Genomic DNA, 12,161 nt, shown 5'->3' with positions numbered 1-12,161 from the left:
TAAAATTTTATCCCTTACTTATAGAAATCGCCGAAAAAGATTTGGTTTGAGGTTTAATCTGATTGCTGCTCTTTACAATTACGAGCTTCATCTCCCCCAATCCAAATTTGCCTGAGCGACTTTTGCAAGAGGTCTATTATGCTCGATAGTGAGGATATTCCTGAAGTCCCTTTACGCCCTCTTGTCTGGATGGGGAACTCTCGAAAGAATATCCGCGAATTTCCTTCAGAAGTACAAAAAGCAGTAGGCTATGCCCTGCAATTGGTGCAGGCAGGGGAAACACCACTAGATGCCAAGCCTTTTAAAGGGGTGGGAAGCGGCGTCTATGAAATCTTCAAACGTTACGATACCGACACTTACCGGGCGGTTTACGCAGTCAAAATTGGGGAAAAGATTTATGTCCTGCACGCTTTTCAGAAGAAATCAAAGAAAGGTATCAAAACCCCACAAGCTGACGTTGACCTGATTAAACAACGCTATAAAGATGCGCTAGAGAGGGAAGAACAACCATGACAGAAGAAACCGTTTTTGAAGAAAGCAGTGGCAACGTCTTTGCTGACCTTGGTTTAGAAGATGCAGAGCAACTTTTTACCCGTGGCAAAATAGGGATTCAGGTACTCCGGCTTCTGAAGCAACGTAATTTGAAACAGCGCGAAATAAGTTATCTCCTCAGCATTTCACAGCCAGAAGTATCGCATCTGCTCAAAGGAGAGTTTCAACGGTTCAGCGAGGGCAAATTGCTTGTTTTTCTCAAACGGCTTGATACTGAAATTACTTTGCATATTCGCCCCCGTTATGGAGGAAACCAAACGGGTGAAACAGTAGTATCGCTATAAATTGAAAGTGATTTAAACTTCTTGGTAATCCCTAAGAACGAAGATCAGCGATCGCCTTTAGCAGAACGGCGCGATCTCGACGAACGATCGCCATTCGTGGCAGGTGGCGCTACCTTACGTTTAGTCGATATCTGTGGTGATGCAATAGAACGAGCCGGACGCTTGTCACCTCCAGGCTTGGTTCTTTCTTGGCGTCCATTTGGGATTGGCTCTGCCTTAATGTCGGGGTTGGGGCTAAAGCCAGCGACCACTTCCTTCGGCAAGCGCTGCTCGATCAGTTTTTCTATATCTGTTAATAGATGCTGTTCATCGACGCACACCAGCGATACAGCTTCACCGGACGCGCCAGCGCGACCAGTGCGACCAATGCGATGAACATAATCCTCCGGTACATTGGGCAAATCGAAATTGACTACATGGGGCAGTTCGCTGATGTCAAGACCCCTAGCAGCAATATCCGTTGCCACCAATACCTGCAAGCTGCCATTCTTGAACTTTGTCAGAGCGTTGGTACGCGCTGGCTGGCTCTTATTACCGTGGATTGCCAGTGCTTGAATCCGGTCTTCGCCCAACTGCTTAACCAATCGGTCAGCGCCGTACTTAGTGCGAGTGAATACTAGGACTTGATACCAACTATCTCGCCGAATTAGGTGAGCAAGTAATTGGCGTTTCTTGTCACGGTCTACCTGATAAACTTTCTGGGCGATCGTGTCGGCGGTAACGTTGCGGCGTGCTACCTCAATCATCGTTGGGTGATTCAGCAGTCCGGCAGCCAATGCCTTAATTTTGTCGGAGAAAGTAGCGAAGAATAGCAAATTTTGTCGCTGTTTGGGGAGAAGTGAGAGGATGCGACGAATATCATTAATAAAGCCCATGTCCAGCATCCGATCTGCTTCATCCAGCACCAAAACCTCAATTTGTGACAGGTTCACCGTGCCCTGATGTACGTGGTCTAGCAGTCGCCCTGGAGTCGCTACCAAGATATCCACTCGGCCTTTCAAACGCTGTTTTTGCAGATGAATACTGACTCCGCCAAATATCACCATCGAGTTGAGCTTCAAATACTTCCCGTACTCGCGCACGCTTTCTTCCACCTGTGCAGCGAGTTCACGAGTCGGGGTGAGAATCAGCGCCCGAATCGGCGGGTATCCATTAGAAGTACCTTTGCTCTTGTCAGACGACAACCGATGCAGGAGCGGTAGGGTAAAACTAGCGGTCTTGCCAGTGCCAGTTTGTGCGCCAGCTAGCAAATCTTTACCCAACAAGACGGCAGGAATCGCCTGCATCTGAATTGGCGTGGGTTCGGTGTACCCTCGCTCAGTAACGGCACGAATAATTTCATTGGACAAGCCGAGAGTAGAAAAAGACATAAAACTCCAAAAATAATATCGGCCTGTCGCCAATGGTGGCGTTAGTCTTAGGCGGACGGATAAAAAATCATTTAAAGGCTGGATGGGCAGTAGCGCCAAGACTGAGAGCGTGTGCCGCAGTTCTGCATTCTAACAGATTGCAATCCATTGTGTCGTTAAAGTTGCTCTGATTCAGTGTTGTGTTAAATTAGCAATAGCATTACTTGCTTGCAAAGTAAAGTGTTGAACAATTAGGAGAAATTCATTATCGCAATCCAAAAGCAACTGATTAATTCGCAAATCAAGTCACCTCATGTGTTCTTGATTGACCATGAGAATAATAATCGTGGTCTGATCGATACCAATGAGGCGCTACAGCTAGCCGAAAGCTTAGAGCTTGACTTAGTTGTAGTCTCCGAAGGCAAAGACGCTCCAATTGCCAAGATTCTTAACTATGGCAAGCTTCAGTATCAAAAGAAAAAACGTCAGAGCCAGAGTGCTAGACCCACGGTAAAAGAAGTTCGGTTCGGGCTAAACGTGGGTGTGGCTGATTACAATTTACGCATTGAGAAAGCCGTTCAGTGGTTGAGTAAAGGCGATTCGGTGAAGTTTGCCATTCGTTTACGAGGCCGAGAACATCAATATCGTGACCAAGCGGGAGACTTGCTAGACCGGATTGCAAACGATCTCAGTCAAGTAGGTAAAATCCAGTCGCTGGATAAACGCTCACTAATTGTTCAAGTTATTCCTGCTTAGTTAATCTGGCGATCGCTGGAGGATGTATTTGACCAAATAATTACTAATTCATAATTCATAATTAAACACACTGTACAGCAGCCCAGACTAAATCAAAAATTTAGTGGTCAACAATACAGTGGAGAGTAGCGAGCTACCACTGATTATAATTATTAATTATCGATTATGAATTATTTTGACCTTCCCACCGAACAAGCGCCGGGATATAACCAATTAATCGGCGCAATTAGTGATTAGGTGTGTCAAGGCATTAATCAGGCGATCGCTTTCCATTGGTATAATATCTTTCCCATGCATCACGTCTTGAGTCACATGAAAATTAACTAATGTGCCTAAAAGAATCCTTGCGGTTGCCTCTGGATCAGTAATATTCAGTTCCGGGTGAGCAGCCAAGTATTCAGTGAGCGTTTCCAGCATTGGTTTAATCATCGCCCGAACACAAATCTGAGTTAATTTCGGAAAACGACCAGATTCCCCAATTAGCACTCGCCAAAATGCAGAGTGTTCCTGGTCGTTATTCATCTGTTCTAATAATTTGGTTCCGAATTGGCGCAGTACGATTTTTGGTTCTCCCTCCATAGGTTCGGTGCCAAGGAGAGAGTTAAACTTTTGATTTGCCAAGTTCTCTATCAGTACTTTAAAAAGTCCTTCTTTATCTTGAAAGTGGCTGTAGACTGTCGCTTTAGAAACACCAGCTGCTACTGCTACCCGATCCATACTTGTCCCAGCATAGCCATTTTGCAGAAACTCCTGCATTGCCCCTTGCAGAATTTGCTCTACTTTATCAACGGAATTATCTCGATCAACTTCGTCAGTTTTAATCCGTACCATTTATTAATTATCCTCTCTTATAAATAATTTTAATCAGTTAATTGGCATTTAACTTAGACGGGAGTGGGGAGTGGGGGAGATGAGGGAGATGAGGGAGATGAGGGAGATAAGGGAGATGGGGGAGATGAGGGAGAAAGAATGCCCAATGCCCAATGCCCAATGCCCAATGCCCAATGCCCAATGCCCAATGCCCAATGCCCAATGCCCAATGCCCAATGCCCAACTTTACTTTTTCCTCTTGACTAAACTAATCCGTTTAGTTTAGCATATATTGAACTGAACAGTTTAGTATAAGTTGCGAATGGGAAAAGGTGGACACTATGGTGCAGAACTGGAAATTAGAGGATTTAAAGTCTTCCCAAAATCTTTTGCGATTGCCTACGATACTAGCAATAATTACATCTTTAGCAATAGGTGGAGCTAGTGTTTATACGGTGCTAAAGTTTCAGGCTACCGCTAATGAAAAGCAAGCAGCGCCAGGAGCTGTTCAACCAGTGGTAAAAACAGTCACAGCATTGGGACGTTTAGAACCAAATGGAGAAGTGATAAAATTGTCTGCAACTTCTTCGACTGAGGGAAGTCTGCTTCAGAAATTATTGGTGAAAGAAGGCGATCGCGTCAAAGCTGGACAGGTAATTGCAATTATGGACAGCCGCGATCGCTTGCAAGCAAGTTTGGTTGAAGCCCAAAAACAAGTTCAAGTTGCCAAATCCAGCCTTGACAAGGTAAAAGCGGGAGCAAAACAGGGAGAAATTGGAGCCAAGCAAGCTGCTGTATATCGTCTGCAAGTTGAACTAGAGGGAAATATCAAAACTCAACAAGCCACAATTGATCGCCTAGAAGCGGAATTGCAAGGACAACAACAGAGTTTACAAGCAACGGTGGCTCGTGTAGCAGCCCAAAAGCGGAACGCTCAAGTAGATGTGCAACGCTATGACGCTTTATACAAAGAAGGGGCAATTTCCAGTCAGGAAGCCGATCAAAAACGCTTGAGTGCAGAAACTTCTACTCAAGAGGTAATCGAAAACCAAGCCAACAAAACCAGAACTGTCGCTACTTTAGAACAGCAGATTAAAGAAGCCAAAGCTAACCGGAACCAAACCCTCGCTAGTTTGCAACAGCAGATTAACGAAGCCAAAGCTACGCTCAACCAAACGGCTGAAGTCCGTCCTACAGATGTTGCCAACGCCCAAGCAGAGGTAGATAGCGCTCAAGCTACTGTGCAAAAAATGCAAGCGCAACTGGATCAAGCATACGTCCGCGCTCCCGAAGCAGGGCAAATTATGAAGATTAATACACGAGCTGGAGAAACCGTTTCTAATGACGGGATTGTAGAATTAGGTCGAACCGACCAGATGTATGCGATCGCAGAAGTTTATCAAAGTGATGTTAACAAAGTGCGATCGGGGCAACGGGTCAAGATAATTAGTGATTCCCTCCCCGGAGAATTACAGGGAACTGTCGATTGGCTGGGAATGCAGGTGCAGCGACAAAATCTGATCAACAGTGATCCCTCTAGTAATATTGACGGCAGAGTAGTGGAAGTTCATGTGCGACTAGATCAGGCTTCCAGCACCAAAGCTGCCAAGTTTACCAATTTGCAAGTAAAGGCGGTTATTCAACTATGATTGGATTTATTCAACAACTGCGGCAGCGAACCCCTCTGGGATGGCTACAACTGAGTCATGAAAAAAGCCGTCTGTTGGTGGCATTGGGAGGCATTGCTTTCGCTGATGTTCTCATGTTTATGCAGCTAGGATTTCAGACCGCCTTGTTTGAAAGTAATACTAAACTGCACAACAGTATACAGGCTGACATCTTCGTAGTTAGTCCTCAAGCCCGTAACCTGTTAAATGCGTCCACCTTTACGCGGCGGCGACTGTATCAGGCAATGGATGTACAGGGGGTGAAGTCAGCAGAAGCAATGTATATCAACATTGTTGATTGGAAGAATCCCCAAACACAGCAAAAGACATCTGTATTAGTTATCGGGATCAATCCTGAAAAGCAACCGTTTGACTTAGCGGATGTGAACAGCCAGATAGATCGGGTGAAGCTACCAGATACCGTCCTGTTCGATCGCGCCTCTAGAGGAGATTATAAAGAAGCGATCGCTCAAGTTGCACAAGGGAAATCTGTGACGACTGAAATTGACCGCCGGACGATTACCATTAGCGGCTTATTTTCAATCGGGGCTTCCTTTGCAGCTGATGGGAATCTGATTACCAGCGACCAGAATTTCTTGCGGCTATTTCCGAAGCGAGAAGCCAGCAGTGTCAGTTTAGGTTTGGTTCAACTACAACCAGGCTATGACCTAAAACAGGTGAAAGCAGCTTTAGAATCTCATTTAGATCATGATGTTAAAGTGTTGACTAAAGCAGAATTTATCGAATTTGAAACAGATTATTGGAAAAAAAATACGGCGATTGGGTTTATTTTTAGCCTGGGTGTAGGAATGGGCTTTCTGGTGGGCGTGATTATCGTCTATCAAGTTCTTTCTACAGATGTGAATTCCCACATGAAAGAATACGCCACTTTCAAAGCAATGGGGTATAACAATCTCTACTTATTAGGTGTGGTGTTTGAAGAGGCGATAATTTTGGCAATCTTGGGCTTTATCCCCGGAGCGATCGCACCTTTAGGACTTTATCATTTAACTCGTAATGCTACCAATTTACCAGTTTACATGACCCTAGCACGAGCGTTGACGGTATTAACGCTGACTATGATTATGTGCATAATTTCTGGTGCGATCGCCACTCGCAAATTACAGTCCGCCGACCCCGCAGATATGTTTTGAAAATGGGCATGGGGCATTGGGCATTGGGCATTGGGCATGGGGATAATTACCCAATTCCAATCTAAAATCCAAAATCTAAAATCTAAAATCTAAAATCTAAAATTGGTATGTTTCCCGTCATCTCTGTTAAAAATCTTGACCATTACTTTGGTCATGGTCAACTTCGTAAGCAAGTTCTCTTTGATATCAACCTGGATATTAACGCCGGGGAAATTATTATTATGACTGGGCCTTCTGGTTCTGGTAAAACTACACTTCTCACCTTATCAGGCGGCTTGCGTTCTGCCCAATCTGGCAGTTTGCAGATATTGGGACAAGAACTGTGTGGCGCTAACACCGCAAAACTTACCCAAGCACGACGCAATAACGGTTATATTTTCCAAGCGCACAACTTGCACGGTAGCCTGACAGTACTCCAGAACGTCAGAATGGGTTTGGAAGTGCATAATAATATTTCGCCGGCAGAAATGAAAACTCGGTCAGCCCAAATGTTAGAGGAAGTAGGATTAGGGAATCGCCTGAATTATTATCCTGATGATTTATCTGGGGGACAAAAACAAAGAGTTGCGATCGCTCGTGCTTTAGTTGGTCATCCTAAAATTGTCTTAGCGGATGAACCCACTGCCGCCCTTGACAGTAAATCTGGCCGAGATGTAGTTAACCTGATGCAAAAACTAGCTAAAGAACAGGATTGTACCATTCTCTTGGTTACTCATGACAATCGGATTCTCGATATTGCCGATCGCATCGTCTACATGGAAGATGGCAAGTTAATACATGACCGTGCTGTTGTTGCAGCTAGTTAGGAGATTTCAATTGTAAAATGGTCAGCGTATCTTGCTTGATCCAAGCGATCGCTTTATGGCCATTACAAAACGGCGGCTGCCGACATTTTTACAGTTTGGCAAAACTTCCAATCTTTCCCAAAAACTCATGCTCATCGGGTTAGCCATTACCCTATTTTTCATCTTCCTGGCATTCTTCGCTCCCGTATTCCAGGCTTGGGGATGGCTGCAAAACCCGAAAGATTTTCTCTCTAATCCAATTCACGAGCCACCCTCAGCTAAACATTGGTATGGTACTAGTCGCCTGGGTTATGATGTGTTCTCCCGGACATTGTTCGGCGCTCAAGCTGCTTTGCTGGTGGTGATTTTGGCAACATCGCTGAGTATGATTATCGGTGTGCCTTTGGGGATGCTGAGTGGTTATCTCGGCGGTAAATTGGATAAAGTGTTGCTGTTTATTATGGATAGCATCTACACTCTACCGGGGCTACTGCTGTCTGTGACGCTGGCGTTTGTAGTGGGACGGGGGATATTAAATGCAGCGATCGCGATTAGCATTGCTTACATCCCCCAATATTATCGCGTTGTTCGCAACCACACCGTGAGCGTGAAAACTGAAGTGTTCATCGAAGCGGCTCAAGCAATGGGCGCTTCTACTTGGGTTGTGCTTTCTCGTTATCTGTTTTTCAACGTCATTCAAAGCGTACCCGTCCTATTTACGCTCAACGCTGCTGATGCGATTTTGGTGTTAGGCGGTTTGGGCTTTTTGGGGCTAGGACTTCCCGAAGAAGTGCCAGAATGGGGACATGATTTAAAACAAGCTTTAGAAGCTCTACCTACTGGCATTTGGTGGACTACGCTTTTCCCTGGTTTAACGATGACATTTATGGTAGTAGGGTTATCACTACTTGGTGAGGGGTTAAATGAATTTGTCAATCCCCGATTACGGAGAGAAAATAGAATCCGAAAGTAGTCAATTGTCATTGGTCATTGGTCATTGGTCATTAGTCATTGGTCATTGGTCATTGGTTTTGGACAAATGACAAATCACAAATAACAATAGAGAGATTTGGATGAAAGATAACCTAACGTTAATTGCTGCCGCTACTGGCGGATTTATCCTTTCTGTTGCCCTTGCTGGCATCTTACGAGGTGCGCCAATTACAGCTTGGCACGAGCAATCGAGTTCCCGCACCACGACTGTTGCTAATTTAGAGAGATCGGAGTTGAAAGCCGCGCCTCTTAAAATCGGCGATGAAAACCACTCGCACTCAATAGAATAGAAAATTGAGAATTTTTTCCCGCCAAGACGCTAAGGAACGTAAATTAAATAAAATACAAAACTTGATCCTGTATCTAGCTTCCCTCTCCAATATATCGGAGAGGGATTGAGGGTGAGGTAAGCCAGGGACATAAGTACAGATTTGCGGAAAATTGTGGCGAATTCAGGGATGAAATTTAAACGCTCCAGAGGTGCAGAGGTTTGCTAGGTGGCTATTTTATTGACTACGAACTTGTGCAAAGCTGTATTACGATGCTTGTTAAAGTCGAAAGTTTGCGGCTTGCTGTGAGGATTTTAATGTGGTCAGTTATCAAGTAATTGGCATTGATGTGGGGGGAACAGCGATTAAGCTGGGGCGTTTTACAGATGATGGTATTTGTCTGCAATCTTTGACTGTGGCAGCTCCCCAACCGACAACACCAACGGCGGTGCTGGCGGTGATCATAGATGCGATCGCTCAAATTGATCCAGATAATCAAGCTGTTGCTATTGGTGTTGGTACTCCTGGCCCAGCCGATGCAACAGCACGCATTGCCAAAATCGCCATTAACTTACCTGGATGGCGCGATGTGCCTTTAGCAGACTGGTTAGAAACCAAAACTGGTAAGCCGACTGCGATCGCTAACGATGCTAATTGCGCTCTTTTGGGAGAAGCTTGGCTGGGAGCCGGTCGCCACTTTCAAAATCTCATTCTGCTAACTTTAGGAACTGGGGTTGGTGGCGCAATTATCCTCGATGGCAAACTATTTGTTGGACATCAAGGCGCAGCCGGGGAATTGGGTTTAATTTCATTGAACCCCGATGGCCCAATTTGTAATAGTGGCAATCAAGGCTCTTTGGAACAATACGCCTGTGCTACTGCAATTCGCCGCCGCACTCTCAAGGAACCCGCCGAATTGGGTTTTCTTGCCCAACAAGGAGATCCAGCAGCATTGACTTTTTGGCAAGAATATGGTAAGAATTTGGGAATTGGTTTGACGAGTTTGATTTATGTACTCACACCGCAAGCGATCGTGATTGGTGGCGGTATAAGTGGCAGCTTTGAGTTTTTCTTACCAGCAGTGAAGGCAGAAATTGAGAAGCGAGTGCAGCCTTTATCACGGGTAGGGTTACAAATATTGCCAGCAGAGTTAGGCAATTTTGCTGGGATAGTGGGTGCAGCAAAGTTGGCATGGCAACACTATTCAGGATTTTAGCTTATGGTTCAAATAATCCCAGCTAGAGATATCAGTCTTTACGAATTAGAAGAAAAATTTGGTTTGCAACTTGCCACAGACACCAACTTTTTTACAGAATGGACAGAAGATTTACCAACTCTGACTGATAGTGAAAAGCAAGCGATCGGGCGAGTCAAAAGCAACTATTTAAACTTGAATAAGCACCGTCTGATGTCAGAAGAGGCGGTAAAGATGGTAGTGCTGTCTCCTTTACTCGATTTAGCTGGGTTTTATCAACCTCCTTTTGAGATTGAAACCGAGACTTCTGTTGAGATTTCTGCTGAAGACGAGAGCTTTATCGGTGAACTACTCAGACTTGCCTACGGCTGAAGTCTGAGCTTCCCAATTCATCGGGAATAGCCTCAAAAACTCTGTAGTTTTTTTTGGTCTGACATTCCCTCCAAGGGCAGGAGTCCTGGTTCCCAAGACCCAAATCTTTCTCTTGCGACACTTACCTATTAGCTTGGCTTTCGCTTACGGCATTGGTGGTCAAGACACCCATTAGCTTACCAGAAAAATTGGGGATTCGTTATCCATCCAGAATTTGTTTTTACTTATGTTTTAAATCAATTCCAGATGTAATCCTCATACCCCGCTCACAATCCCCATCTTAGGAATACCTTGAAAATGGGGACTTCCGCGATCCGTTAAAGGAAACATTGATGTTCTTGTTATTCAAAAACGTTTTTGGGTACTTGTCATCGAATCTAAAAGCAGTAAATTTAGGTATAAACCCTGTTTTACTTCTGAATTCTGAATTCTGAATTCTGAATTCTGCTGTAATTAACTGCGGTTATCTATCTGAGCGCGTTGCAAACTTCCAGAAAAGTCAACATAGACACTTTTCCATTCTGTGAAAACATCCAAAGCAGTAGTTCCAGCTTCGCGGTGTCCGTTACCGGTTTGTTTCACACCACCAAAGGGCAAATGTACCTCTGCGCCAATAGTCGGGCCATTAATATAGGTGATACCTGCTTCGATGTCACGCATCGCAGTAAAAGCCCGATTGATATCGCGGGTGTAAACTGAAGAAGAAAGACCATAATTGCTATCGTTGAGAATTGCGATCGCTTCCTCAAAAGAACTAACCTCAATTAATACCACCACTGGCCCAAATATCTCTTCACGGGCGACGCGCATATCAGGAGTTACATCATCCAAAATAGTTGGTTGAAAGAAATAACCGTTTTTCAATAAGCCTTCACTGGCAATTTCTCCACCAATTAAAACCTTTGCTCCTTCCTCACGAGCGATATTCAAATAGTTGCTCACCTGTTGGAGTTGCTTTTCATTGACTATCGGGCCAATATCTGTATTCGGGTCAGTGCCAGCACCCAAACGTAACTTAATAGTACGCTCATAAAGCATGGTGGTAAATTTTTCTTTAATCTCACGATGCAAAATCAGCCGACTAGTAGCCGTACACCGTTGCCCAGTTGTCCCAAATGCTCCCCACACTGCACCATCGAGAGCAAGTTCTAAATCCGCATCTTCCATCACCACTTGGGCATTTTTACCACCCATTTCCAGACAGACACGCTTGTGAGTGCGTCCGCAAGTAGCGCCGACAAAGGCACCCGTTTCTGAAGAACCAGTAAACGATACTAAATCTACATTGGGATGCTCAACTAAAGCTTTCCCCGCCTCTTCTCCCACACCATGCACCAAGTTAATTACTCCTGCTGGTAAACCTGCTTGTTGGAAAATTTCAATCAATTTAGTTGCACAGGCGGAGGTATCTTCGGCAGGTTTGAGGATGACTGTATTGCCACATACCAAGGCTGGCATAGCTTTCCAGCAAGGAATTGCCACTGGGAAATTCCAGGGAGTAATTAAGGCACAAACTCCTATGGGCATCCGCACAGTCATGGCGAATTTATTGGACATTTCCGACGGTGTGGTTTGCCCAAATAGTCGCCGCCCTTCGCCAGCACTATAAAAGGCGCAGTCGATACCTTCTTGGACATCTCCCCTGGCTTCTGTCAGAGGTTTACCCATTTCCCGACTGATTAACTGAGCAAGTTCTTCTTTATGCTGGAGTAATATTTCCCCAACGCGAAAGATGTATTCTGCCCTAGCTGGGGCTGGGACTTTGCGCCAACTGCGGTAGGCTTTACGGGCGGCGGCTACTGCTGTATCTACATCATTGGCTTGAGAACGGGGAAATGTGGCAACCACTTCGGTTTTGTCAGCAGGGTTGCGACTTTCTAGGGTTGCTTCCTCTACAGCACTCAACCATTGACCGTCTATATAATTGCGGCAAGATAGCGGAGTTGTCATCTTGAAAATCCCCGGCTGATGATCC

Annotated in this window: 14 protein-coding genes and 1 pseudogene; 12 read left to right on the top strand and 3 right to left on the bottom strand. The window is 45.0% G+C overall.

The window, feature by feature from the left end; all coding sequences use genetic code 11:
• From V7L05_RS30385 to V7L05_RS30375, 3 genes and pseudogenes are all read left to right on the top strand, one after another.
• Positions 1 to 115 (top strand): annotated as a pseudogene (locus tag V7L05_RS30385) (IS5/IS1182 family transposase); the annotation flags it as partial.
• A 23-nt stretch (positions 116 to 138) separates the two neighbouring features.
• On the top strand, positions 139 to 513 hold the full coding sequence (locus tag V7L05_RS30380; RefSeq protein WP_335169790.1) for a type II toxin-antitoxin system RelE/ParE family toxin: 375 nt from the start codon (positions 139 to 141) through the stop codon (positions 511 to 513).
• Positions 510 to 836: a helix-turn-helix domain-containing protein gene (locus V7L05_RS30375; protein ID WP_335169788.1), complete on the top strand. Its 327-nt coding sequence runs from the start codon at positions 510 to 512 to the stop codon at positions 834 to 836. Before V7L05_RS30380 ends, V7L05_RS30375 begins: the two co-directional genes overlap by 4 nt.
• 44 nt (positions 837 to 880) lie before the next feature.
• Here the strand turns inward: V7L05_RS30375 and V7L05_RS30370 are convergent, their stop codons facing one another.
• Positions 881 to 2,206, bottom strand: a complete 1,326-nt coding sequence (locus V7L05_RS30370) for a DEAD/DEAH box helicase (RefSeq protein WP_335169786.1) — start codon at positions 2,204 to 2,206, stop codon at positions 881 to 883.
• 243 nt (positions 2,207 to 2,449) lie between these two features.
• On the opposite strand from V7L05_RS30370, the gene infC reads away from it, so the two are divergent.
• The gene (infC, locus tag V7L05_RS30365; RefSeq protein WP_334943966.1) at positions 2,450 to 2,941 is read left to right on the top strand and encodes a translation initiation factor IF-3; all 492 of its coding nucleotides are present in this window, start codon (positions 2,450 to 2,452) and stop codon (positions 2,939 to 2,941) included.
• Between the two features lie 213 nt (positions 2,942 to 3,154).
• Here infC and V7L05_RS30360 read toward each other — a convergent pair whose 3' ends face one another.
• Positions 3,155 to 3,772, bottom strand: a complete 618-nt coding sequence (locus V7L05_RS30360; RefSeq protein WP_335169784.1) for a TetR/AcrR family transcriptional regulator — start codon at positions 3,770 to 3,772, stop codon at positions 3,155 to 3,157.
• A 63-nt stretch (positions 3,773 to 3,835) separates the two neighbouring features.
• Between V7L05_RS30360 and V7L05_RS30355 the strand changes: the two genes are divergently transcribed.
• From V7L05_RS30355 to V7L05_RS30320, 8 genes are all read left to right on the top strand, one after another.
• The gene (locus V7L05_RS30355; protein WP_335169782.1) at positions 3,836 to 4,018 is read left to right on the top strand and encodes a histidine kinase; all 183 of its coding nucleotides are present in this window, start codon (positions 3,836 to 3,838) and stop codon (positions 4,016 to 4,018) included.
• Positions 4,019 to 4,092: 74 nt separating this feature from the next.
• Positions 4,093 to 5,400, top strand: coding sequence for an ABC exporter membrane fusion protein (locus tag V7L05_RS30350; protein WP_335169780.1), 1,308 nt, complete (start codon positions 4,093 to 4,095; stop codon positions 5,398 to 5,400).
• Positions 5,397 to 6,572, top strand: a complete 1,176-nt coding sequence (devC, locus tag V7L05_RS30345) for an ABC transporter permease DevC (protein ID WP_335169778.1) — start codon at positions 5,397 to 5,399, stop codon at positions 6,570 to 6,572. The genes V7L05_RS30350 and devC overlap by 4 nt, the downstream gene beginning before the upstream one ends.
• A gap of 107 nt (positions 6,573 to 6,679) precedes the next feature.
• Entirely contained in the window at positions 6,680 to 7,378 is a 699-nt protein-coding gene (locus V7L05_RS30340) for a DevA family ABC transporter ATP-binding protein (protein WP_335169776.1), read from the top strand.
• A gap of 55 nt (positions 7,379 to 7,433) precedes the next feature.
• A complete protein-coding gene (locus V7L05_RS30335; RefSeq protein WP_334943964.1) occupies positions 7,434 to 8,330 on the top strand; it encodes an ABC transporter permease in 897 nt (298 codons plus the stop codon).
• 100 nt (positions 8,331 to 8,430) lie between these two features.
• Positions 8,431 to 8,640, top strand: a complete 210-nt coding sequence (locus V7L05_RS30330) for a hypothetical protein (RefSeq protein ID WP_335169773.1) — start codon at positions 8,431 to 8,433, stop codon at positions 8,638 to 8,640.
• A gap of 298 nt (positions 8,641 to 8,938) precedes the next feature.
• Positions 8,939 to 9,835 (top strand): ROK family protein, encoded by an 897-nt coding sequence (locus V7L05_RS30325; RefSeq protein WP_335169771.1) that lies wholly within the window; start codon positions 8,939 to 8,941, stop codon positions 9,833 to 9,835.
• Between the two features lie 3 nt (positions 9,836 to 9,838).
• On the top strand, positions 9,839 to 10,186 hold the full coding sequence (locus V7L05_RS30320; RefSeq protein WP_335169769.1) for a hypothetical protein: 348 nt from the start codon (positions 9,839 to 9,841) through the stop codon (positions 10,184 to 10,186).
• A 453-nt stretch (positions 10,187 to 10,639) separates the two neighbouring features.
• Here the strand turns inward: V7L05_RS30320 and V7L05_RS30315 are convergent, their stop codons facing one another.
• On the bottom strand, positions 10,640 to 12,136 hold the full coding sequence (locus V7L05_RS30315; protein ID WP_335169767.1) for an aldehyde dehydrogenase family protein: 1,497 nt from the start codon (positions 12,134 to 12,136) through the stop codon (positions 10,640 to 10,642).
• Between the last annotated feature and the right edge of the window lie 25 nt (positions 12,137 to 12,161).

The sequence above is a fragment of the Nostoc sp. genome, assembly GCF_036917755.1.
In the GTDB taxonomy this organism is placed as follows: Bacteria; Cyanobacteriota; Cyanobacteriia; order Cyanobacteriales; family Nostocaceae; genus Nostoc.
This window is presented reverse-complemented; position numbering and strand designations above follow the sequence as displayed.